We start from the raw sequence: 25,682 nt of genomic DNA, 5'->3' as shown, positions 1-25,682 counted from the left end.
GACAAATATTATTGCGCCAATTGGGAAATGTATGGCATACGCCTCTATAAATACCAGAGTACAAACCAAAAAAGATAAGTACTTAGCATGCCGTTTTGTTATAATTAGTACCCCAAATAAATTGAAACATCAGAAAATAGACTCCATAATACCCATTGAATTTCACATTTAAACATCAAAAACGCCTATATGAACTACAGAACTAAACACCTGATAATTGCCGTATTACTAATAGGATTTAGAACTCTAAATGCCCAAGTGAGTACAAACCCCGAATTGCTGACTGTAGATCAACTGTTTTCCGATGAGTTTAAACAAGAACGGGAAAGGAAAATTCAATGGATAAAAAATGGAGAAGCCTATGTGACTATTGAAAAATCGTCTGCTCGCCCTAATGCAGATGAATTAGTGAAATACAATAGTGCCACGCAAAAGAAATCATACCTTGTTCCTGCCGATGCATTAATTACTGAAGGTAAATCGTTATCAGTAGAGAGTTTCTCCCTTTCACCTGATGAGTCAAAAGTTTTAATTTTTACTAATACTAGTAGGGTTTGGCGTTTAAATACCAAAGGAGATTATTGGGTATATGATTTATCTACAAAAACATTAAAACAATTAGGCGCTGCCCTGAAGACTTCCTCCTTGATGTTTGCCAAATTTTCCTTTAACAACCGCTTCGTTTACTATGTATATAACTTCAATATTTACAAAGAGGATTACCAGACAGGAGAAACAACCCAATTGACTTTTGATGGAACTGGTGATATTATCAATGGTACATTTGATTGGGCGTATGAAGAAGAATTTGGAAAAAGAGATGGTTTTACCATAAGCCCTAAAGACCATCATCTTGCTTTTTGGCAAATAGACGCTACAGACATAGGCACCTTCTATATGATTAACAACACTGATTCGATTTATTCAAAACCCCTCCCTTTGCAGTACCCTAAAGTTGGACAAGATCCATCTGCTGCTAAAATTGGATTGATAAATCTGGTCGATAAAAAGATCTCCTGGATTCCTCTTCCAGGAGGAGAGAAAGAAAATTATATTCCCGGGATTCAGTGGGTAACGGACGACTTATTGTTGATACAGCAAATGAATCGACATCAGAATAAACTAATTGTTTGGTCTTATGCACCATCGAAAGACCTACTTTCCAAGGTATATGAGGAGAAAGAAGATACTTGGGTAGATTTATTGTATCCAGACATATCTGCCGGAAATTGGGAAAATAATGATTTGCCATTAATTGATAAGAACACGAAGTTTTTAAGAATGACAGAAAATGATGAATGGCGGCATATTTACAGTGTGTCTGTCTCATCGGGGACCAAAAAATTGGTTACCCCTTTTAACTACGATGTAGCAGCTATGCGCAATACTACGGAAAAAGATGTTTATTTTATTGCTTCCCCAAACAATAGTACCCAGCGTTATTTATTCCTTACTGATCTTAAGGGAAACGGAAAAGCAAAACGATTAACCCCTGATTCCTTTAAAGGCATTAATAATTATGATATTTCACCAAACGGGAAGTACGCTATTCATGCCCACCAAAGTACAACTGAAGTCCGAACAGTTCGGTTTATTAGTTTACCAAACCATAAAACAATAAAGGTATTAGTAGATAATCAGGCGTATAAGCAAAAGCTATATTCTTTGGAATTACCCGAGGTTAAGTTTTCCAAAGTAAAAACGGAAGAAGGGATTGAAATGGATGTTCGTTCGGTATTACCAACCAACTTTGACCCCTCCAAAAAATATCCAGTAATCTTTCATGTATATGGAGAACCTTGGGGACAAGAAGCTATAGACAGTCAAATAGGCCATTGGAATATAATGATGGCCCAGAAAGGTTATGTAATTATAGACATGGACAACCGCGGGACACCTTGTTTAAAAGGCAGCGCTTGGCGAAAAAGTATCTATAGGAAAATTGGAATTATAAATACTAGAGACCAGGCCCTGGCTGCTAAAGAACTGCTCAAGCTAGATTACCTCGATGAGAACCGTACGGCCGTATGGGGACATAGTGGAGGTGGTTCAATGACATTAAACCTACTATTTCAATATCCAGAAACTTACAAAACCGGGGTAGCTATGGCCGCTGTTTCTAATCAATTAATTTATGATAATATTTACCAGGAACGTTATATGGGACTTCCGCAGGAAAACAAAGAAGACTTTATAAAGGGTTCGCCAGTTACCTATGCCAAAAATTTAGAAGGTAATCTACTGATAATACACGGAACGGCTGATGATAATGTACATTATCAGAGTGCCGAGTTGCTGATCAACGAACTAATAAAACAAAATAAACAGTTTCAATTTATGGCGTATCCCAATCGCTCTCACGGCATACGTGAAGGAGAAAATACTTCCAGACATTTATATACTTTATTAACCAACTATATTATGGAAAATACTCCACCAGATTGATCCCTAAACTATTTAGCAAGGGAGAATAAACGACCTTACACAAAAAGATTATTAAGAACCATAACCCCTTTTGGTCGTTAATTAGTCGGTTTTTGAACCTATAAGAAAGATATAGGAACTGTTGGTTAGGAATGAATAAGTAATCCTCTACAGGAATCTAAATAAAAATGGATTAACTTTATATAGAGAACATTTATAAATATATAAGTTAAATAAGACTAACCAATAAAAACTACCTTATGACAACACAAGAAAACATACAACTAATTGATTCTTTGTACCGGGCTTTTGCCAATGGAGAAATCCCTGTGGTTTTGGCATCCATGCATCCTCAAATTATATGGAAGGAGGCCGAAAGTAATTCACTTGCAGACGGGAATCCTTATATTGGCCCCGATGCTGTTTTAGAAGGGGTATTTGCCCGTCTTGGCGCAAACCACGATAGCTTTGGGTTACAGGACATTAAAATCCTCGGCATGGACAACAATATGGTCTTGGCTACTTTGCGATATGATGCTAAAGTAAAGGCAACCGGCAAAACCTATAATGCCCAGGCAGCACATTTATGGACCCTTAATAAAGAAGGAAAAATCACTGCTTTTCAACAATATGTGGATACGAAGAAGTTGGCGGATGCCGAGCAGTAATAATAATATAATACATAACTTTTTAAGGCTTAAAGCTCGTAGACTTAAAGTGTATTGATGTCCATAGTAATAGTAAAGACACCTATACTTTATGCCTTAGATACGATTTCCTACTACTAAAAGTATTATACTTCATCTAATATGAAGAGAATTACCATAATTTTCCTGCTATTTATTTGTAATAGCGCAATTGCTCAAGAGCGTTTAAACGCATCAGTAGCTTCCTTAGAAATTACTACTCTCTCTACTATGGTTACTAATTCCGGTATTGGGGAATGGGGATATGCAGCCCTGGTGGAGGTAGATGGGAAAAAAATATTATTCGATACAGGTGGGAGACCAAATACAGTCCTAGAAAACGCCGAAAAACTAGGGATAGAATTGTCGGATGTAGAAGATGTTTTTCTTAGTCACAATCACTGGGATCATGTAGGTGGATTATTAAGCTTAAGGAAAGAATTAAAAAAGAAAAACCCAGATGCCTTTAAAACTATTCATGTGGGAAAAGGTATTTTTTTGGAAAGAGTAGATTCGGACAATAAAATCCTCGCAATTAAAGAAGAACTGGAACGAGATGGTGTTACCTTTATAATATATGACACCCACATGGAATTGTTTCCGGGGGTATGGACTACAGGCCCGGTAGCTCGAATACACGACGAAAGAAACTGGTCGGGAAAAGGAAGAATAAAAACTAAAAATGGAATTATTGAGGATAACATTCCCGAAGATCAATCCATAGCTATTAGTACGTCGAAAGGATTTGTATTGCTCTCGGGCTGCGGGCATGCGGGCATTATTAATACTATGGAACAAATTAGATCGGAGATTTCCGAGGATAAGATTTTTATGGCGATCGGAGGTTTTCATCTACTTTCAGCTCCGAATGAACATTTGGCATGGACAGCAGAAAAATTAAAGGAATTCGGATTAATACAGATTAATGGAGCACATTGTACTGGTATTAACTCCCTGTATATACTTCGTGAGCTACTGGGATTAGACCGATTCAATGCCGTGGTTGGCTCCGTTGGCGACCATTTTGATTTAGAAAACGGAATAAAGGCCGGAATAATAGCTAGATAGTATCGGCGTTCTTGGCCTTTACCAACTAATTCTTTTCGTGTCATTTAAAATGCAGGGCTCATCCAATGTTTACTGGTTAGATGCAAGAGTTCTTAATAAAATAAGACAAGCTGATTTGAAGAAGTAGTATTATTTTAGCACCAATTAATTCAATTCTAAAGACAGCTATTTTAGCAAATATTACTAGTAACCTGAGCATAGACCTAATTTGGTAGTTTTTAGATTCTAGTTTTTAATCATATGGAAATAGAAATTAATCACGAGCAATGATTACCTCTAACACTATTTTGTTTACTATAATCTGTGTATTTGCTCTCCAGGCTATCGTATTAAGCTTCATGCTGTTTTTTAAAAACCCTAGATCATTATCTCAGAAATTTTTGGCCATGCTGACTTTTTTTTATGCGATAATGGCTATTAACATCGTACTGGTTAATGTCTTAAAAGACTACGATATGCTTGATATTTTTAGGTATGTCCAACTAGAAATGCTTTATGGCATCGGGCCCGCATTGTATTTTTATACTAGAAGTGTTACCAATCCAAACTTTACTTTTTCGAAGAAACATCTGCTTCACTTTCTACCCTTGGTCTTAGAATTTATCTTCTATAGAACCTCAATTTACAGAATTGGGGCGGATGGCTTATACGTTAATCCCCTGCCCTCTTTAAGCTATGTATATTTGGTGCAGCAATGGATAGGCATCCTGTCTATCATTACATATAGTATTATTTCCTTAAGCTTGCTCTACAAGCACCAGTCTTTACTAAAACAATACTACGCAAGCTTAGATAAAAGATCCAATAACTGGTTAAAACTTCCTATTCTCATTTATGGGTCTTTTTTTATTTTATGGAGTGTGCTTACTGAAATTGATCGGTTCTTTTTTGACAGAAGCCTAAGAGAGTACTACTTCCTTCCAACCTTTATCGGCCTTTCCATACTCACTACATGGATTAGTTTTCAGGGTTATCTTAGAAAAAATAACTACTCTACCCCCTCGGATATTCCTAAAAAATCAAATGTAACATCCAATGTTTTCTTGGAAAAAGACCAGCACTTTATTGATAAATTACAGCAGCTGATGCAGGATAAAAAACCCTATCTAAATCCTGAAATAAACTTAGCAAAACTGTCCGATTTACTTAATATGAAACCCAAGCAAGTCTCTCTAAAAATTAATCAGAATTGTTCACAAAATTTTTACGATCTAATTAACGACTATCGCATAACAGAGTTTAAGCAGCGTCTAAAAGATCCAGAGAGCCATAAACTGTCCTTATTGGCTATTGCCTTTGAATGTGGTTTTAATTCCAAGTCTACTTTCAACCATATTTTTAAGAAAAAAATGCAAGTAACTCCCAGTGAGTACTTTAAAGTACTTAAAAATAAGTCCGAATAGAAGCATTAGGACGACTACAGACTTATGAGGGACTATTTTTGCATAAAAAACTGTTCCTTAATAAATTTACTTTGATGAAGCTAAATTTTTTATTCTTCCTTCTTATTACAAATTCTTGTCTTGTTCTGGCACAGAATCAATTTTCAAAATACGACGTACTGTCCGATTTGGTATTTTTAAAAACTTCTCTAGAGAAAACCCATATTAACCTATACGCCTATACCTCCAAAGAGGAATTTGCACAGAATTATTATGAGGTTAAAAAGGATGTTGAGAAGAAGGATAGTCTATCCCTTCTAGAAACAATTAATCAATTTCAAAAAGTGGCTGCCAAGGCAAATAATGCCCATACCAGAATTCCCTTTCCTGTGGAAACCTATATTGCCTTTGCACAAGCCGGAGGAACAATTTTTCCTTTAGAATTGGCATTCGAAAATGGAAAGGCTTTGCTGCGAAAAAACTGGTCTAATAAAGAACTTAAATTAGGCGCAGTTTTAAAAACTATTAATGGGAAAGATATTGAAGATATCTTACAAGAAATCTACCCACAAATTTCAGCAGAGCGGCTTTATTTTAAAAACGCACAGTTAGAGATGCTTTCATTTCCCCGGTATTTCTGGCGTGTATTTGGTGAGTATGATGAATTTGAGGTGGTATTTAAAGAAAATGGAGTTCTTTCAACATACAAGCTCAAAGCCATAAGAGCGATAGAGGATTATGAAATGAAGCGAAACGACATCCTTAAACGGGATATGAAGCTTAGCTTTTTGCCCAGTTCCACGGCTTATTTACAACCGGGGGATTTTGGGGGTGATTTAGTAAAGTATCAACAGTTTATAGATTCTGCATTCATGGAAATACGGGGGAAATTTATTGAAAACCTAATTATTGATTTAAGGAATCACTCCGGTGGAGATGATGCCTTTGGCGATTATTTGGTATCGTATATAGCCAACAAACCCTTTAATTGGAACTCTAAATTTCAATTAAAGTCCAGTAAATTACTAAAAGAAGATGTACGGAAAAATAGAGATTCTACGGAGCGCTATTGGAAGTCTATTTTAATGCATAAGGACGGTGAAATATACGACTATGAATTCAAGCCTTATCAACCACAACGCAGATCTAAACGGTATGACGGGCAGGTCTATGTTTTGGTAAATCGCCAATCCTATTCGCAATCTACTGTAACCGCTGCTCAAATACAGGACCATGGCTTTGGCATTATCGTTGGAGAAGAAACAGGTGAATACCCCAATCTTTATGCCTCAATTTTTAGTTATAAACTTCCAAAAACAGGAATCGGTGTAGATACCTCCAAAGGAAGAATTTTTCGTGTAAGTGGGGCTAAAAATAATCGTGGAGTAATACCGGATATCATAATAAAAGACCAGCTTTTAGACGAAAAGGATGAAGTTTTGGATGGCTTGCTAGAGAAATTAAATTAAATATCTGCACCTAATTAAATTATTTAATTCTTCTAGGTTTACCATCATTGGTAAAAACCTAAACTAGCATGCCATACGGATATAATTTACCCCCTATACTTTCTTAGTGGTATATCAAATTCATTTATTGTTTTATCTTTAGGATAAACACCCTCAGTGATAAACGATTTTCACCAGCTAGAACCTTTGGCAATGGCAATCATTAAGATCCTAAAAACCAATACATAAGATGGTCTTATTACTTTTCTATTTATTGGCAATTACTGCCCTTCTGATTGGAACCGCAGCTATTTATATGGCTTTAATAGAGGTGTTTCCGGTAAAATGGCTCTACTACCACTATTTTATTCGTAAACCGATTAATTGGACAATCTTTAGCGTTCTACTAATCTGGACATTCGTAATATTTATACAGGTAAATCAATTCCCATATTGGGCATTAGTGCCTGTAATAATTTCTCTTTTAGCCCTTATACTAAGCTATAAAATGCATCAGGAAAATGCTTTTAAAGCCGTGGACTTTCCAGAATTTGCGAGGGATGTTTCAGACCTGCCCCTTAAAGACGAAATGGAATTAGCAATAATTGAATATCACGGAATTACTAAATGTTATCCTCTAGATTACGTAATACATCACCATATAATCAATGATAAATTCGGTTCAAGAATTGTAGCCCTAACCTATTGTGCCATGTGCAGAAGTATTATTCCCTTCGACGTAACCGAGATAGGACCTCTGTTTGTTGGATCCTTTAAGGGTGCCAATATGATAGTGGCAGATAGAAAAACGAAAACCTTTTTTCAGCAAGCTACGTTTAAGTCTATTATTGGCAAATTACATCCCTATGAACTTAAAATGATTCCCTTTCAGATTTTAAACTGGACGGAAGTTAAAAAAGTGATCTCCAAACCCCTAGTTGTTAAAGTAGTAGCAAAGGACTTTCGAGAATTTCAGCTCCCTATCCCCGGTATTTGGAAAAGGATAGTAGTTACAGAAAAAACACCTGGCTTATCCGCAAAAAACAGAGACCATAGTTTTCCTTCTCGAACGCCGGTCATTGGCATATTGGATACCTCTATTAAAGAAAGCCTTGTTTATCTTAAAAAAGATGTCATAGCAAATCGATTAATCCTTAACGAGAATGATAGTTTTTTCCTCCTTGGAGTAGGTAATACGGTAAATGGATTTAAGACGGTTGTAAATAATACAAGCCTGGAAGTGGGTATAGAAAATGACGAAATTATCGATAGAATAACCGGAACACAATGGAACATTAGAGGGAAATATTTAAAGGGAAGCTTAAACGTAGATTTAGATCCTATTGCCATCTCAGATGAATACTGGTTTTCTTGGAAAAAATTCCATAAAAATTCTAAATTGATAAGTTTGTAAAAGTATATAATGAATTCGGTTACAAAACTATAACATTATACGTGATAAAGGAATAGTATAAACCAAGGAAAAGCTCCAACTTTCAGCATTCACAAAGATGTTTCTCCTAGAATGATTCACTATAAAACTTCTGTCGAATAAATGAACAAATTGATATACATAACAGTATTAATTCTATGGGGAGTTAATACTTTTAGTCAAGGCAAAGAAGAACTTCTAGATTTCGATTTTAATGGTGTTAAACTTGCCGGTGTTTTGAACCTGCCAAATGTAAATGATGCGAAAGGAATTGTTTTAATTATACATGGAGATGGAAAGACCAATGCCATAGCTGGCAAATGGTATTCAGATGTACGAAAAGCTATCCTAAAAGCCGGTTATGCCACCTACATGTGGGACAAAATGGGATGTGGTAATAGTGGTGGCGGTTACAAAAATGGAAGACTAGTTAATAACGAAGCCAAAGAAGTTATAGCAGCAATTGAAAATTTGAAAGAAAGGAAGGTAAAGGGTTTCAAGAAAATTGGCTTATGGGGAATTAGCAGGGCTGGTTGGATTAATCCAATCGTCATTGACCAATACAAGAAAATTGATTTTTGGATCTCCGTAAGTGGTGTCGACGATGATGAAACCTTTAAGTATTTATTAGAACAGAACTTGCGAATTGAAGGGCATAATCCAGAGGAAATAGACCTGCTGGTAAACGAATGGCACGAAGGCCTTTTACTATCCCGGAATGGGGCTAGTTATGAAGACTACATAAACGCAAGCCAGAGCCTTCAAAAGAATAAATTTTGGAACAGAATTACAAACGGAGAAATGAGTTCCGAAAGCTATTACAACTACCAAAAAATCTTACAAGAAACTACTTTGGATAAAGAAACAAGACTGCCTTTATATGTAGAAAATTTTGAACTAATTTTATCTAAAATCAATATTCCAGTGCTCGCCTTATTTGGTGAAACGGATATGACCGTGAATTGGAAAAAAACAAAGATGCTTTATGAAAATACCATGGCAATGCACACAAATTTGACTATAAAAACATTCCCGAACTGTAACCATAATATGTGGCAGGCTATTAGCGGTGGAATTTACGAATCGGAAGCGAGCAACTGGGAATATATTAGATGTGATGGCTTTTTAAATTCTTTAACGGACTGGTTAAATCAACTGAACTAAAGCCGAACCAAGCTTGACTAAACCTTTAATCAGAACCAAAATATAAAAAGCAATTACACTTGCGAAGAAAAAAAGAAGAGAAACGGTTAGAGCAAATTATTAAAACTTTCTGTAAACAATTATGAACATTCCGGATTTCACTAATTAAAGGACCAAAAATTATATTCAAATTAATTATTTTTAGTCTTACCAAATAGATAAAAGCAAATGAAGCTCGGTTCTCTTCTAATTTTACTAACCCTAATATTTACGGCCTGTAGAGAAAAAGACGATATGAAACACATCTTTAAAATTATTGAAGATATTTCTATTACATCCAACATAACGTACAAAACAGTAGATACTTTAGAGCTGCAACTAGATGTTTATTATCCGGCAAAAAAATTAGGAGAAGATCCCTGGGATGAAATATCTAACCAAAAGAAACCAACACTCGTATATTTTCATGGAGGTGGATGGGTAAGTGGAGATCGAACTTCTAGATTTTTGGCGTTGCTTCCCTATCTTGCAAAAGGCTGGTGCGTTGTAAATGTAGATTATAGATTACTTCAAGAAACTAATTTAATTGGGAGTTTAAACGATTGTATTGATGCAATTAATTGGGTTACCGATAACGCCTCTAACTATAAATTTGACACCAACAATCTATACCTCTCTGGAGAATCTGCAGGAGGTCATTTAGCATTATTGGCCGGGATGATTAAAGAACCAGAAGGCAGTGGCGAAATTCATAAAAGGGAGGGAGAAGTAAGAGGAATTATTAATTGGTATGGAATTACGGAAATGGAAAGTGCCATAGAATTTTGGAACGATACCGACTACGAACAATTAATCTTAGAGAAGAGTACTGAAGAAAGAGAACAATACCTAGAGCTTACCTCCCCTATTAGTCATGTTTCAACAAAAAATACGCCTTCAATTTTTAGCGTACATGGAAATGAGGACATAAATGTTCAGATAGAACAGGCCATTTCTTTTCACGGAGAACTTCAGAAGCATGGAATTAAAAATAAGCTGCTTGAAATTGATGGTAAAAAGCATGGCAATTTTAATACAACAGAATTGGAAATGATTTATAAAGCTATTTGGAAATTCTTTGAAATTGACCGCTAAAATTAAGAATCATCCAAATGGTTTAGAAGCGAGTCTCTGCAGTGTATTCCATCGATATACAGGTCTGGGAATTGTTTAAAATGGAATAATAAAATAAGAAAAATAAAACAACTCACTTATGAAAAATACGATTTTCGTACTCTTGTTAGTAATATGGACCGTTTCATGTAAAAACAGGGAAAGGCCAAAAGAAGAGCAGAAACCAATTGTAGAGAAGATAACGGAAGAAGAAGCCCTAAATTTGTTGCATACTTGGACCAACGCTTATCTTTCTGCTGACACCACTTCCTTAGATAGTGTGCTTGATGAATCTTGGGTTTATTCAGGATCTCCAAATGGAGAAGTGTTTAGTAAAACGGCTACTTTGGAAGAATTCTCCACGGCCGACTATACATTTCATGACATCTCTTACGAGAAGTTAGACATTCAGCTTTATGGGGATGTTGCGGTGGTAAGGGGCTCTGAAACAATGATTATAGTTGGCAATTCAGCTAAGGATACAACCACACTGAGTCTTCGATTTACAGACGTGTATCAAAAACACAATGGGGTAGTAAAGGCCATAGCCACGCATAGCTCTCCCATCGAAATACCTTAAACTTGTTTATTAGAAACACAAGAGGGAGCATAAAAAAGTGTTTGCTTAATAAAGCTAAATAAGATACTCAGAAGAGTATTGCAACTACTAATTGGCGTATTTTTCAACCACTAAATCACCCCAATCCGCAATTGATTGAATCAACGGAACTAATGTTTTTCCAAAGTCCGTAAGAGAATACTCTACTTTTAAAGGGGGCTTCGTAGTGTATACTTTTCGCTTAATTAATTTATCCTCTTCCAATGCCTTTAACTGCAAACTCAAGGTCCTTTCAGTCACTGAGGGCATTAGCTTTCTCAATTGGTTATACCGTAATTTCTCGTTTATTAGGTGAAAAAGAATAACTGTTTTCCATTTGCCTCCAATAATTCCCATGGTTAGGCTTGCGCAACAGGGGTATTCTTTACCTCGAAATTGTAATTTTTTAGATGATATCGATTCCATAAAGTATATACTATCATTTTTGACCGTTATTGCAAAGATAATTTACTATACTTAGTTTTGCAACTATACTTTTTATAGTTTAAAATTAATCGTCGATATGAAAGCAATGATCATCACTAAATTCGGAGAAAACTCTGTTTTTGAAAAGCAAGAAATAGCTGTCCCTGAATTAAAAACGGGAGAAGTATTAATTAAAATAGCAGCATCTAGTGTAAATACCGTAGACACTATGATTAGAAAAATGGGTAAGGAACTACCCTTATCCCCCGAAGAACCTGCAATTCTGGGAATGGATTTCGCCGGAACCATTGAATCTGTTGGTGAAGATGTTGTCAACTTTTCTGTTGGTGATGAAGTATATGGATGTGTCGGTGGTCTTGCAGATTTACCAGGTACATTGGCAGAATATGTTGCCGCAGACAGTAAACTAATAGCCAAAAAACCAAAAGCTATTTCAATGGTTGAAGCCGCTGCAATACCCTTAGTTCGTATTACTGCTTATGAAGGTCTAATGCGCGCTGGAATCTCCTCAGGTAAAAACGTATTAGTCCATGGTGGATCTGGTGGGGTTGGTCATATTGCGCTTCAATTGGCAAAATACTTCGGAGCAAAGGTATTTGCCACGGGGGGAGGCGTAAAACAGATGGCTCTAATTGAAGAATTGGGAGCAACAGCGATTAATTATAAAACTGAATCTGTAGAATCCTACGTTGAGAAATATACCAATGGAGCTGGTTTTGAAATTGTTTACGATTCTGTTGGAGCGGGAAACTTAATAAACTCATTTAATGCTGCTGCCCTTAATGGAAATATTGCCACCACGGTTTCCTTGTGTGAATTAAACCTCAGCTTAGCCCATTTTAAAGGTCTTTCATTACACGTCGTTTTTATGCTTATTCCAATGCTTCATAATTATAAAAGGGCAGATCATGGTGACATATTAAAAAAAATAGCAAGTATAGTAGACGAAGGTGGACTAAGACCAGTACTGGACAGCCAAATATTTTCCCTGGAAGAAGCTGGAAAGGCACATGCGCGATTGGAGAGTGGACAAGCTATGGGAAAAGTGATTATTGAAAATTCATAGCCCATGTATATCAGAAAACAATACCACCTAACCACAGTAATTAGTTGGACAAAACGTTATATTCTAATTTTCTTAATGCTCTCCACAATCCCGGTTATTTTTTATGAATTAGCCGACTGGAAATGGTTACAATTACCATGGCTACCTATTGGTCTAATTGGTACAGCCCTGGCCTTTATAAGTGGATTTAAAAACAATGCAGCCTATGACCGATTATGGGAGGCACGCAAAATTTATGGTGGAATTGTTAATACTTCGAGAACTCTAGCCACTATGGTTAATGATTTTATTACCAACGAATTCACTACCAAAGAATATACGGAAGAAGAACTCTCTACAATTAGAAAACAGATTATAATGAGGCATATAGGTTGGATGACCGCACTGAGATATTCCTTAAGAGAACCTAAGCCATGGGAGTCTTCTTTTGATAATAAATCCGATAGAGAGTTTATGAAAAGTATTGAAGTTGACGAATATAAATATTCGTTGGAAAATCAATTAAAAACCTATTTATCAAATGCAGAAATCGAGGAAGTTCTGAGCAAAACAAACAAACAAACAGCCTGTTTAAAACTACAATCCAATCATTTTAAAAACTTAAAATTAAATGGATTAATTGAAGATTTCAGACATATGGAATTCAAAAATAGTATTGAAGAGCTATTTAGCTTGCAGGGAAAAGCAGAAAGAATAAAAAACTTTCCATATCCCAGACAATTCGCAACCTTGAACACCATCTTTGTATGGATATTTATTATACTTATCCCCTTTGGACTGATGAATGAATTTGAGAGTATTGGGAATGTTCTTGTAGAGAATTATTCTAATGCAATTACACAAAATTTTGTATGGATTTCCATCCCCTTTAGTATGATTATATCTTGGATTTTTATGCTCATGGAGCGAGTTGGTGACACCTCTGAAAACCCTTTTGATGGGGGAATGAATAATGGTGTGCCAATAACAACAATGAGCAGAGGCATTGAGATAGATATTAGAGAAATGATTGATGATAAGCTATCAGACATACCAAAGCCCTATCCTTTATCCAAAGATTCTCAAATGTAAGTTTTAATATCTTTTGTAATAAAATGAAAACTATATTAATTACTGGAAGTACCGATGGTATCGGAAAACTTACTGCAACCAAATTGGCGAAAGACGGACATCATATAATACTCCATGGACGAAATAATAAAAAACTACAAAATACCTTAGCTAGCATAAAAGATTCTTCAGCCAATTCTAAACTAGAAACCTGTGTTTCGGATTTATCGGACTTTCAGAGTATTGAAAAGATGTATCTGGAATTAGTTCAGAAACTACCAAAAATTGATATCCTTATCAACAATGCCGGGGTGTTTAATAGTAGTGCTGACAGGAATAAGGACGGATTAGACCTCAGATTTGCAGTTAATTACTTCGCGCCTTATATTTTAACAAAAGGGGTCTTGCCCTTACTTCAGAAAAGTATATCGCCCAGAGTAATTAATCTAAGCTCTGCAGCACAGGCAACCGTTGCCCTAAAAGCATTAAAAGGAGAAGTTACTTTATCGTCCCACGAGGCTTATGCTCAAAGCAAATTGGCCTTAACCATGTGGAGTTTCTATTTAGCTAAAAAATTAACCTATTTAAACATAATAGCCGTCAATCCTGGATCACTACTAAACACAAAAATGGTACAGGAGGCATACGGTCAATATTGGTCATCCGCAGACAAAGGGACGAACATCTTATACGATCTGGCCGTTTTAGCGGAATATAACGAGAGTAGCGGGAAGTACTTTGACAATGATAAAGGTGTATTTGCTAAAGCACATAAAGATGCCTATGATTCAGAGAAAATTACCCTGCTGATCAATGAGACAGATAAAATAATAAATGGTTAAATGAGTGTTTTTCGTAAAATAGCTACTAAAGGAAAATTAACCTTAGGACTGGTCTTTCCATTAGAAGCTTATAGTGGTTCCATAGCCAAAATGGAAAATCAAGAAAATCTCGCTAAACGAGCGGAAGAATTAGGTTTTGAAGCACTTTGGTTTCGGGATGTCCCTTTTAACGACCCTTCTTTTGGAGATGCAGGACAACTATATGATCCTTGGATTTACATGACGCATATTATGAACCAGACCAAGAATATCGCCTTGGCTACCGGTAGTATCATTTTGCCCTTACGACATCCGGTTCATACGGCAAAATCTTTAAACAGTCTTCAAATTCTTTCAAAGGACAGACTGGTTTTGGGGGTGGCTTCGGGAGACAGACCACTAGAATTCCCTGTCTTCAATCAGCAACTGAAGAATAAATCAGAATTGTTTAGGGACAGCTTTTTCTATATTAAAAAGTTACAAGGAGATTTCCCAAATTACAGTTCAAAATTCTATGGTGAAACCAATGGCCTTATCGACTTACTCCCCAAATACAACAAAAGTACACCTATGCTGGTTACAGGACACTCCGGTCAATCCTTGGAATGGATAGCTGAATATTCGGACGGTTGGCTATACTATCCAAGAGATTTTAAAACACTTCAATTGGTAATGGGTCAATGGAGTGAGGCACTGAATAAAAAGAATCATGGATGGAAGCCTTTTATGCAATCGCTGTATATTGATATAACGGAAGATTCTAAAAAGGAACCTAGGCCAATTCATCTTGGATTTAAGTCGGGAACAGACTATCTAAATACTCATCTGAAATTATTAGAGTCTTTTGGGGTTAACCATGTTATTCTAAACTTAAAATATGGTACCAGACCGGCTGAAGAATTAATCGAAGAACTGGGTGAAAAAGTAGTTCCTAATTTTGCCTGACTTTATTGGAAGAATTTGGATTTACCATGGTTTAATTAATATGGTTTATGTAGAAAAGTAACACCGGGCAAAATATCCTAGATGTAAATCTTTACTCTAAGCGAACGGGTATTTTTATGCCATGATAGTTATCGAATTTTAGTGTAGTATAATTGCCTGTGCTATCTGTTTCAAATTACTATAAATTCCATTCATGATGCTAGTTTTTGGTAAGTCGCATAGAAAAGATGAGAGTAAAATACCAATGTCACAAAGCATCAGCAAATTTCCTAAGACTAACTTCCCTTTTTAGCAATTATACCGAGTAATTTCGTCCACTTTAAAATGGTATTAATTCCTGTTGGGGATACCGGCAGATCATTTCTGGGGCATTTGAGGCCGAGGAGCAGAACTTCCCTTTAGTTCAGAATACATATCCAATTAGAGCAAAGCATTGTAATAAAACAAGTGAATCCTGCTATATTTATACGAAACTAGCAAAACATACTAAATATCCTATCTAATGAAAAACTTATTTTTCCTACTCCTTGTAATAGCACTAAATTCAAACGCCTCAGCACAAAATTCAATAGCTGTGGAAGAAACACAGATTGTACGGGTAATTAATACGTTTTTTGCTTCCTTAGAAAAAAAAGACTCCCTACTAATGAAACAAACAATATTAGACGATGCCCAAATCTGGCGTAAAAATAACAGTGCTGGTTCAGCCAAAATTGATTTTCGTTTTTCAAAGGAAGATCTACCAAGTATGCATTCTATGCCCGATGTAATGGAAATTGCAAAAGACTTTGACGTTAAGATCCATAAGGGTATTGCAATGGCATGGGTCCCCTATGAGTTTTGGGTCGAGAAGAAATTCTCACATTGTGGAGTAGATGTTTTTACGCTTTTTAAAACTGATGATAATTGGAAGATAATAAGCTTAGCCTACACGATAAATAAGAACGATTGCGACCAATGAAAAGCAGAGAATCTACTTTAGTAAAATGAAAAAAATCAAAAAATACGCCTTAGGAGTTGTAGTAACAACAATTCTTTTTATCGCCTATTTAATAATAGACTTACTTTTATTTGATGGGGTTAAGTCTAGACAAATTAATGAAAATGGATTAATTGGGAATTATTTTGCAAAAGAAGTAACCAAACCAAATACAGCAATAATTCTTGTTGGCGGAGGGGAATGGGGAGATTATTGGGCAGAAGAATTTGCCAAAAAAGACCTGGTTGGCCTATCTCTCCCTTATGCGCTAGTGCAAGGTTTACCAAAACGACCCGAAGAAATTAATCTAGAATATTTTGCCAATGCTATCAAGTGGTTGGCAAAACAAAAAGAAGTAGACTCTAAAAGGATTGTAGTAATGGGTGCTTCCAGAAATGCTGAACTATCCTTGCTTATCGCCTCGGTTTTTCCAGAACTTGTTGGTGGCGTTATAGCGTATGCTCCCAGTTCGGTTACATGGTCTAATACTGTTTTACCTTATAATTCAGAGGAACTAAAACCTAGTTGGAAATACCAAGGAGTGGCTATTCCGTTTGTTCCAATGCAAAAAATTATTGGAGAAAATTCAAATAAAATAGTAACTATAGACTATTGGAAAAGCGGACTGGCAAAAACGGAATATGTGGCTAAAGCCGCCATAAAAGTAGAAGATATTAAAGGGCCAATCCTGCTTTTTTCTGGCAAAGACGATCTGGTTTGGCCATCGGCTCTGATGGCAGATATGATAGAGCAGCGACTACAAGAAAATGATTTTCAATACAGTTTTCAGAATATTCAATATGAAGCCGCAGGGCACCTAATTTCTACTAATCCGGATGCAAATTCAGTCTTAAGAACTGGGATAATGATAGTAGATGGAAAGGAATATATGTTTGAATACGGCGGAACTAAAGACGGAGATTGGAAAGCCAAGAAAGATGCACAACGGAGACTATATGAATTCTTAAAAAAAATACCACCCAAAATTCCGTATAATTTAAAATAGAAGTCCAAAATTCTATTGAAGAGAATAATTTTCTTACCTCAAGGTTTAATAGAATAAACGACTCTTACGACGGTTTATCCCTTTATTTATAAGGCTTAATAAAATCAGAATTAAAGGATGTCATAGACAGCATATCGTAAACAATTAGTATATTCCTAAAAATACTTATTTCAACCATATTACGATCATTAATAGACTGGATAACTATTTAGCTTTGACGTTCATAATACTACTGTTTGAAACTAAAAATGAATATCATGATCAATTTCTTTAGACGGCTAAGACAAAAGCTTTTGTCCAATGGACAATTCACTAAATATCTCCTCTATGCCATAGGAGAAATTATCCTCAAAAAAAGAAGTATTAACTTGTGGATATGCTGAAAACACTTAATTCAGTCGGCTGCCTTTTCATTTTTATGATGGCAGTTTCTCAAGAAGTACCTGATTTATCACCTGTACTCTCAGGTGGCTACGTTCCTGGGATAATGGGAGTAAGAGACTATGTAAACCCTGGTGTAGATGGATTGTTTTTTCTGGATTACAACATATTCCTGAATTCGGATAGTTATTTTGATCAGGAAGGAAATAAAGTGAATGCCATAGGGAATATTCCATTTAATGTGAATATTTCAGGATATATCAATTCATTGATGCTCGTATATGCCTCTCCCAAGTTAGACTTTCTAGGAGAAGCCCAATATCTTTTTATTATATCTCCAAATTATGCAACAGCTGGTTTGGGAGTTGGACTTGGGCAAATAACCAGTGGTAATACAATTAATGGAGGTGCTTCAGGCTTTGGTGATTTAACTGTATCTCCTATAATGTTGTCCTGGAGCCAGGAAAAGTTTGACCTAACCGCTGGATATTTATTTATAGCTCCTACCGGTAGATACGAATCTGGCTCTGATGATAATGTAGGCCTTGGATACTGGTCCCATAGCGTTCAGGCGGCTTTTTATTTCTATCCCAAACCAGAAAAGACTACCGCTATTCTGATATTGCCTACCTATGAATGGCATAGTTTAATTAAAGATGCTGAAGTTAGACCCGGTAGTCGTCTTATACTAGAATATGGGATTAGCCAATACCTATCAGATCGAATCGAAATTACCATACAAGGAGGACACGCCTGGCAAATAGGAAAAGATTCAGGTGCCGATGTGTATTGGGATACCACCATAAAAGATCAAATGAGTCTTGTAAGCGCAGGTCTTGGCTATTGGATTAAACCAAATGTATTTTATTTACAGGCAAAATACGGTACAACCTATAACAACAATCAGCACTTTAGAGCGAACATCTTCCAAATAGAGCTTCTTATAACGACCAACTTACTCAAAAAAAAAAATTGACTGAGACATTTTACTTTCTCGAATACTATAAAAAAAAGATTTTAAATGTTTAGTCTTTCTTAAGGTTAATCCTTTTTATTAGTTGTTTATTGGCGCACAAACCTATATAGGACATTAAAAAGAGCTATCAGCTCACTAAATGTTTACCTATATATTCCAATTCAGACCTTTTCATGGCAGCTTTATAAAACTCTGCTTAGTCAAAATGAACCACCGGTGATTTTCTTTTTTTAGATTGTATTTATTAAATTCAGCATTCATTAACCACCAACCTTTTAGTAGGTTCCCTAAAGCCTTAGAGAATTAATAAACTATTATGAAGAAATTTACCCTTAGAAATTATAGTGATGAAGTGAACTTTAGTCCAAATAAGTCAAAAACCCTAAGCGCTAGTTGGCTACCATTTATGGTTATATCCATTTTGATAGTGAGCTGTTCACCTAAAACTCGCGAGAAGGCTTTCATGGCCGAAATTTATCAAACCTCCTATGCTGGGGATAATCTCAAATTATTGTCGAATGAGGAAGAACAAGAAGAGTCTTCTGAAGTCAAAAAAGTAAGTTTACAACTATTTCCGCAGGAAGAATTTCAAAAGTATTACGGTTTCGGGGCTTCATTTACTGAATCCTCTGCCTGGAATCTCGCCACTGTTCCCGAGGCTACCCGTAAAAAGGTCCTTACCAGTCTCTTTAGTCCAACAGAAGGTGCTGGATTCTCTCTCACACGAACGCATATAAATAGTAGTGATTATTCCAATAACCACTATACCTATATGGAAGAAGGCGATAATGATCTATCTTCTTTCAGTATACATGAAGATATGAAAGGCTTTACTGGCGATGAAAACGATCAGGTGCGCGGAATAGAACTTATAGAGCCCACTTACGACCTCATCCCGATGATTTTAGAGGCATCGAGCATTCCGGGTGCAGACTTTAAAATCATTGCGTCACCTTGGAGTCCTCCTTCCTGGATGAAATCAGGTGAAACAGCTACCATGACCAATGGAAGTCTTCTCCCAGAATATTATGGCTTATGGGCTAATTACTTATCAAAATATGTAAGTGCTTATGCCGAAAAGGGAATAAATCTATGGGCAATTACCCCTCAGAACGAGCCACTGCATTCTCATGATGCTCGCTGGGATAGCAATGGATTATCACCAGAACAAGGGCGAGACTTTTTAAGAGATCATCTTGGACCTCAGCTTGTAAAAGATGGCCACCTTAAACTTGAGGATTTGGATGCGGGATTACGTGTATTGATCTACGATCATAACAAGTCAACCATGATCGACTATGTTACACCCACGTTCCAAGACCCTGAGGCTTCCAAATATGCCTGGGGAACTGCTTTTCACTGGTATGCTAATTCTGAGTTGGAGGACAATAATTATTATACAGAAGAATTAGATAAGTTACGTGAAACTTGGCCCGGAAAGGGGATAATTCATTCCGAATCGAGTATAGATATTGATGCGGATGACCCTATTGGGCAGTATTGGAGAGAAAGTACCGACTATGCTGGTACATTTATTCCTTTTGAAACCTATGCCTACGATGTAATTTCTGATCTAAATCACGGTACTCAGGGGTACGTGGAGTGGTGTAGTATTCTCAGTAACGAGGGGCAACCAAATCCTTATGATAATTTTAATAGTGCCCCAGTACTGATCAACCCCCATACTGATGAGGTTATTTATACGCCGCTCTATTATTTATTGAGTCACTTTAGTAAATTTATTCGTCCTGGGGCTCACAGAATTGACTTGAAAGGAGCAAAAACAGAAGGATTAATCTATACAGCCGCCAAAAATCCCGATGGTTCTATCGCGCTTGTTGTTTTTAACAAAAACGACGAAGCCTATTTATTATCCCTAGACTTAGAAGCCGATACCTATACATCCCAGATTGCACCCAGGGCAATGCAGACCATCCATTTAAAACCTAAGCAAGGAAACAATTAGGGAGTATAATATAGGTTTCGATGGATTAAGCACTATCAAAATAGTTGCTTTTATCAGTATTTGGAAATCATTTATAAAAGTGTATGAAAAGAATTCTCCTGTATCTAACCCTTCTAATAATTGTTTGTTGTGACAAAAAGGTAAAACCTTCTTTGGTATTAGTAGAAGGGGTGTCAAAGGAATTGGCCATCTCCCGTAAAAATCAAGTTTCAAATGTACAATACCATCTTTCCTTTAATATTCCAGAGGCGAAAGAAGATTCTATCACCGCTAAACTCCTATTAGAACTAAAAATACATGACTTAGACCAAGCTCTGGTACTCGACTTTAAATCGGATCAAAGAATACCAGAAGTCTCTATGGTAAACGGTAAAAAGCTTCCGCTTAAGTTTGATAAAGAGCATTTGATAATTCCGGCGGAAAGCCTTGTTTTAGGAAATAACAAGATTGAAATAGAATTTATTGCGGGAGAAATGGCCCTAAATAGAAATGACGACTATCTGTATACCCTGCTAGTTCCGGACCGGGCCAGAACCTTATTCCCCTGTTTTGATCAGCCAGATATAAAGGCGTCGTACCAACTAAATATAACCGCTCCGAAAAATTGGAAGGTTCTATGTGGCTCTCCACAAACCGATAGCATAGAAAAAGGAGACTTTATAGAATATCGATATAAGGAATCTGATAAAATGAGCACTTATCTATTTTCCTTTGTTGCCGGAAAATTTGATGTGGTAGAATCAAAAGCTACCCCATTACCAATGTCTATATATCATCAAGAAAAAGACAGTGGTAAAATACAATTAAGTACCTCCAAAATATTTAATCTACACCAGCAAGCGGTAAATTATTTAGAGGACTATACGGGCCGTGACTTTCCTTTTATGAAATTAGACTATGCAGCTATATACAGTCATCCGTATGGGGGCATGGAACATACCGGAGCAGTTCAATACCGACAATCCCTTTTGTTTCTTGGTGAAAGCGCCACACTAAACCAAAAACTGGGCCGCGCTAAGCTTATAGCCCACGAAACGGCCCATATGTGGTTTGGGAATCTGGTAACCATGAAATGGTTTAACGATGTCTGGTTAAAAGAAGTGTTTGCAAATTTTATGGCAGACAAAATTGTAAACCCGGAATTTAAAAGTGTAAATCATAAGCTTTCCTTTTTTATAGACCACTACCCTGCCGCCTATACCGTAGATCGCAGTAAAGGAGCTAATCCTATCCGACAAAAACTGGATAATCTAAACAATGCAGGATCCCTTTATGGAAGTATAATCTACCATAAAGCACCCATTATGATGGGGCAGTTAGAAGCCCTTGTAGGTGAAAATAATTTTCGAGAAGGAATCAAAGAATATATCCATTCATACCAAAATGATAATGCCAACTGGAACGATCTCATAAGTATTTTGAATAAAAAAACAGAAATAGACCTGATAGAATGGAGCAATGTATGGGTCAATTCTTCCGGACGCCCTACCATTACGGCAGAAATTCTTTATGACGAAGCAAATAAGATAAAGTCGTTTTTTATAGAGCAGCAGGCAGAAGATAAATCAGGAAATATTTGGCCACAGCTCTTTAGTATCTCCCTTATATACCCAGATACCACGCAAATAATTGAGGTTGGGCTAACTGATAATAAAAATAGAATTTTGGAAGCAGAAGGCTTAACAAAACCAGATGTCATAGTGTACAATAGTACTGGAATAGGATATGGAACATTTCCCTTAAGCAAGGAAGCCATGGAATCAGTACCGAATATTAAAGATGAAATTTCTAGAGCAGCCATATACCTCAATGCCTACGAAAAGGCACTTAACGGTAAAATATCTATAGACAAAAGCCTCAACATATTTGAGCAGGGCCTAGTGGTAGAGAAAAATGAGTTAGTTCTATCTTTACTAGCCGATCAATTTGAGCATTTGTTTTGGATGTATTTAAGCGAGAAGGAACGTGAAGAACGACTAAATAAAATAGAGAATATTCTGTTTTCAAGGCTTATAGCCCAAGAAAAGGCAAGTATAAAAAAAACATTGTTTAACACTTATTTGTCCCTTGCTTATACAGGAATAGCAAAAGGCAAATTGTATGAGATTTGGCATAAAGATTTAACCATTAGCGACTTACTATTAAACCAAGACGACCAAACTAGAATTGCGATGTATTTAGTTCTATACGAGCATGAAAAAGCTAAAGACATACTGCAAGAAGCAAGGACGGCCATAAAGGATTCTAACAAACTTAAACGATTTAATTTCCTATTACCAGCGTTATCGCCTGAGGAGGATATCAGGAATAGTTATTTTACGTCCTTTAAGAATAAGGAGATGCGAGAGAAAGAGAATTGGGTTTTAGCCGCCTCCTACTATATACACCATCCCCTAAGACAAAAATCAGCTGTAGAATCCCTAGAACTTAGTCTTACTCTTTTAGAAGAAATTCAGCAAACCGGGGATATATTTTTTCCCAAAGGGTGGCTAAATAATACTGTTGGGCTGTATTCGTCCTATGCGGCTTATAGCATGGTTAGGGAATTTTTAGACGCAAATCCAGATCTGAATCCCCAACTGAGATTAAAAGTTTTACAGGCCACGGACGACTTGTTTAGACTACACCAGAAATCAAAGCCTGTAGGCACAGAATAACAGGCCAAAACACTACATATGAAAGAACCGAAGAATTGCGTATTTATTGCCACAAGTATAGATGGTTATATCGCCGACAAGAATGACGGCCTCGAGTGGTTAAATGCAGTACCCAACCCCAATAATGATGATATGGGGTATGTAGAATTTATCAAAGAAATTGATGCCTTGGTTATGGGAAGAAATACCTTTGAAACAGTTTTAGGCTTTGATGTTGATTGGCCATATGATAAACCTGTATTTGTATTAAGTAATAAACTAAAAGTAATACCGGTTAGTCATAAGGAAAAAGCGTTTTTACTAAAAGGTAATTTAGGCGAAATATTAGACCAAATCCACCAAAAGGGATTTACTCGTCTTTATATAGATGGAGGGGCTACTATAAGAAGTTTTTTACAAGAAGATTTAATTGATGAAATGGCACTTAGTACTATTCCGGTTCTATTAGGAGGAGGTTCTCCTCTTTTTAATGGACTTCCAAAGGAATTAAAGTTTGAACTTGTAAAATCCAAAACTTATATAAACCAAATAACACAAAATCACTATAAACGAATAAGATAAAATCCAGGAATCAACCTGGCTTATTTAAAGTTTACAAGAGTCGAATTACCTGCTATTAAGGCTAATTACTAAGGTTTTCAAATGTTTAACGCTCATAAAAGTGAAACATTTTTACTAACTTCCCAATGAAGGGCAAACAAATTTTAAGAAACTGATTTAACTAATTAAAACCAACTTTATGCATGGCAAATTAATAGTAGTGTTTTCAATCATCGTTGCCCTTAGTTTTACCACTTATGGACAAAAACCAAGAGCAAGAGACCTAGGAATACCCTTTGTTGGAACAACTGGAGAATTCAATGCAATTACGGATGTAAAAGGCGTAGAAGTTGGCTATAGTACAATTATTTCTGGCAAAGGTGAAAATGTTGTAGGCAAAGGGCCCATAAGAACAGGAGTAACGGCTATTTTCCCAAGGGGCAAGGCAAAAAAGTTTAGTCCGGTTTATGCAAATTGGTATAGCCTTAACGGAAATGGAGAAATGACTGGTACCACCTGGGTTACCGAGTCTGGTTTTCTGGAAACACCAATAATGATTACTAATACCAATAGCGTTGGTGAAGTTAGGCAAGCTGTATTGCAATGGTTTGTTAATACAGATTGGTATAGCGAAGAAGATTGGTGGTATACGTATCCCGTAGTGGCGGAAACCTATGACGGCTTTCTAAATGATATTTACGGATTTCATGTTAAAGAAAAGCACGTTTTAGAAGCTATAGCAAATTCGTCCGGCGGAAAAATAAGCGAAGGAAATGTTGGTGGCGGAACGGGCATGATGTGTTTAGGATTTAAAGGTGGTACAGGTACTGCTTCGAGAGTTTTTGAAATTCAGGATCAGAACTACACAATAGGTGCCTTAGTTCAGGCAAACTTTGGAGCCAAAAGAAATTTGTCTATTGCAGGCGTTCCGGTAGGGATAGAATTAAAAGACACTTTAAATTATAAGTATAATGCAGCGCCCAAATCCAGAAGGCAGGAAGGAGATGGTTCTATTATTGTAATTGTGGCCACCGATGTTCCGCTATTACCACATCAGTTAAAAAGAATCGCACAAAGAATTCCTCTTGGAGTTGGCATTGTCGGGGGTCGAGGTGGTAACGGCTCTGGGGATATCTTTTTGGCCTTTTCCACGGCCAATGAAAATGCGTTTGATCGCGATAAAATGACTTCCGTAAATACTATGTCTAACGACCTGCTCAACCCTGTTTTTGAAGCTACCGTCGAGGCGGTCGAAGAGGCTATTATTAATGCCATGGTCGCAGCTGAAACAATGGAAGGAATTAATGGAAATAAGGCATATGCTCTTCCACACGACTTACTTATTTCGACGCTTAAAAAATATAATCGCTTACAAGAATGAGGTCTAATACTCTTAAATTATATACACGGCTTTTTCAATATTCTTACGTACACCTAACTTCTCGGGGACCTCAAAAGCATTCCTTCTTACTTTTAATTTGTAAATTACTCTCTTAAAGGATGCTCTTCTTTTTT

General features: G+C 36.5%; 21 protein-coding genes. 20 read left to right on the top strand and 1 reads right to left on the bottom strand.

Annotated features, from left to right (window positions below):
- The first annotated feature begins 189 nt into the window (after positions 1-189).
- The 9 genes from PXG98_RS13220 (at position 190) to PXG98_RS13180 (ending at position 11,315) form a co-directional block, all read left to right on the top strand.
- Positions 190-2,445 carry a S9 family peptidase gene (locus tag PXG98_RS13220; protein WP_276391812.1) on the top strand — a complete coding sequence of 752 codons (2,256 nt, stop codon included), beginning with the start codon at positions 190-192 and terminating at the stop codon, positions 2,443-2,445.
- A 239-nt stretch (positions 2,446-2,684) separates the two neighbouring features.
- Positions 2,685-3,092, top strand: a complete 408-nt coding sequence (locus tag PXG98_RS13215) for a nuclear transport factor 2 family protein (protein WP_276391811.1) — start codon at positions 2,685-2,687, stop codon at positions 3,090-3,092.
- Between the two features lie 141 nt (positions 3,093-3,233).
- Positions 3,234-4,178, top strand: coding sequence for an MBL fold metallo-hydrolase (locus PXG98_RS13210; RefSeq protein WP_276391810.1), 945 nt, complete (start codon positions 3,234-3,236; stop codon positions 4,176-4,178).
- A 386-nt stretch (positions 4,179-4,564) separates the two neighbouring features.
- Positions 4,565-5,581 (top strand): helix-turn-helix domain-containing protein, encoded by a 1,017-nt coding sequence (locus PXG98_RS13205; protein ID WP_276391808.1) that lies wholly within the window; start codon positions 4,565-4,567, stop codon positions 5,579-5,581.
- 74 nt (positions 5,582-5,655) lie between these two features.
- The gene (locus PXG98_RS13200; protein ID WP_276391806.1) at positions 5,656-7,029 is read left to right on the top strand and encodes a S41 family peptidase; all 1,374 of its coding nucleotides are present in this window, start codon (positions 5,656-5,658) and stop codon (positions 7,027-7,029) included.
- 229 nt (positions 7,030-7,258) lie between these two features.
- The gene (locus PXG98_RS13195; protein WP_276391805.1) at positions 7,259-8,422 is read left to right on the top strand and encodes a DUF3179 domain-containing (seleno)protein; all 1,164 of its coding nucleotides are present in this window, start codon (positions 7,259-7,261) and stop codon (positions 8,420-8,422) included.
- Between the two features lie 141 nt (positions 8,423-8,563).
- The gene (locus PXG98_RS13190; protein WP_276391804.1) at positions 8,564-9,604 is read left to right on the top strand and encodes an alpha/beta hydrolase family protein; all 1,041 of its coding nucleotides are present in this window, start codon (positions 8,564-8,566) and stop codon (positions 9,602-9,604) included.
- 207 nt (positions 9,605-9,811) lie between these two features.
- Entirely contained in the window at positions 9,812-10,717 is a 906-nt protein-coding gene (locus PXG98_RS13185; RefSeq protein ID WP_276391803.1) for an alpha/beta hydrolase, read from the top strand.
- A gap of 118 nt (positions 10,718-10,835) precedes the next feature.
- Positions 10,836-11,315: a nuclear transport factor 2 family protein gene (locus PXG98_RS13180; protein WP_276391799.1), complete on the top strand. Its 480-nt coding sequence runs from the start codon at positions 10,836-10,838 to the stop codon at positions 11,313-11,315.
- A gap of 87 nt (positions 11,316-11,402) precedes the next feature.
- On the opposite strand, the gene PXG98_RS13175 is transcribed toward PXG98_RS13180, so the two are convergent.
- Entirely contained in the window at positions 11,403-11,759 is a 357-nt protein-coding gene (locus tag PXG98_RS13175; RefSeq protein ID WP_276391797.1) for a winged helix-turn-helix transcriptional regulator, read from the bottom strand.
- A 97-nt stretch (positions 11,760-11,856) separates the two neighbouring features.
- Between PXG98_RS13175 and PXG98_RS13170 the strand changes: the two genes are divergently transcribed.
- From PXG98_RS13170 to PXG98_RS13120, 11 genes are all read left to right on the top strand, one after another.
- Positions 11,857-12,846, top strand: coding sequence for a zinc-dependent alcohol dehydrogenase family protein (locus tag PXG98_RS13170; RefSeq protein WP_276391796.1), 990 nt, complete (start codon positions 11,857-11,859; stop codon positions 12,844-12,846).
- 3 nt (positions 12,847-12,849) lie between these two features.
- A complete protein-coding gene (locus PXG98_RS13165) occupies positions 12,850-13,917 on the top strand; it encodes a bestrophin family protein (protein ID WP_276391795.1) in 1,068 nt (355 codons plus the stop codon).
- 23 nt (positions 13,918-13,940) lie between these two features.
- Positions 13,941-14,738 (top strand): SDR family NAD(P)-dependent oxidoreductase, encoded by a 798-nt coding sequence (locus tag PXG98_RS13160; protein WP_276391792.1) that lies wholly within the window; start codon positions 13,941-13,943, stop codon positions 14,736-14,738.
- Positions 14,739-15,662, top strand: coding sequence for an LLM class oxidoreductase (locus PXG98_RS13155; protein WP_276391791.1), 924 nt, complete (start codon positions 14,739-14,741; stop codon positions 15,660-15,662).
- A gap of 502 nt (positions 15,663-16,164) precedes the next feature.
- Entirely contained in the window at positions 16,165-16,623 is a 459-nt protein-coding gene (locus tag PXG98_RS13150) for a nuclear transport factor 2 family protein (RefSeq protein ID WP_276391788.1), read from the top strand.
- 25 nt (positions 16,624-16,648) lie between these two features.
- Positions 16,649-17,647 (top strand): acyl-CoA thioester hydrolase/BAAT C-terminal domain-containing protein, encoded by a 999-nt coding sequence (locus PXG98_RS13145; RefSeq protein WP_276391786.1) that lies wholly within the window; start codon positions 16,649-16,651, stop codon positions 17,645-17,647.
- Between the two features lie 376 nt (positions 17,648-18,023).
- Positions 18,024-19,004: a SphA family protein gene (locus PXG98_RS13140; RefSeq protein ID WP_276391785.1), complete on the top strand. Its 981-nt coding sequence runs from the start codon at positions 18,024-18,026 to the stop codon at positions 19,002-19,004.
- 316 nt (positions 19,005-19,320) lie between these two features.
- Entirely contained in the window at positions 19,321-20,970 is a 1,650-nt protein-coding gene (locus tag PXG98_RS13135) for a glycoside hydrolase family 30 protein (protein WP_276391783.1), read from the top strand.
- An 83-nt stretch (positions 20,971-21,053) separates the two neighbouring features.
- Positions 21,054-23,627 carry a M1 family metallopeptidase gene (locus tag PXG98_RS13130; protein ID WP_276391782.1) on the top strand — a complete coding sequence of 858 codons (2,574 nt, stop codon included), beginning with the start codon at positions 21,054-21,056 and terminating at the stop codon, positions 23,625-23,627.
- Between the two features lie 18 nt (positions 23,628-23,645).
- Positions 23,646-24,188, top strand: a complete 543-nt coding sequence (locus tag PXG98_RS13125; protein ID WP_276391779.1) for a dihydrofolate reductase family protein — start codon at positions 23,646-23,648, stop codon at positions 24,186-24,188.
- Positions 24,189-24,366: 178 nt separating this feature from the next.
- The gene (locus tag PXG98_RS13120) at positions 24,367-25,548 is read left to right on the top strand and encodes a DmpA family aminopeptidase (protein WP_276391778.1); all 1,182 of its coding nucleotides are present in this window, start codon (positions 24,367-24,369) and stop codon (positions 25,546-25,548) included.
- The last annotated feature ends 134 nt before the right edge of the window (positions 25,549-25,682 follow it).

The sequence above is a fragment of the Eudoraea chungangensis genome, from assembly GCF_029360665.1.
Lineage (GTDB): Bacteria > Bacteroidota > Bacteroidia > Flavobacteriales > Flavobacteriaceae > Eudoraea > Eudoraea chungangensis.
The sequence above is the reverse complement of the archived record's forward strand: the minus strand, read 5'-3'. Positions and strand labels throughout refer to the sequence as shown.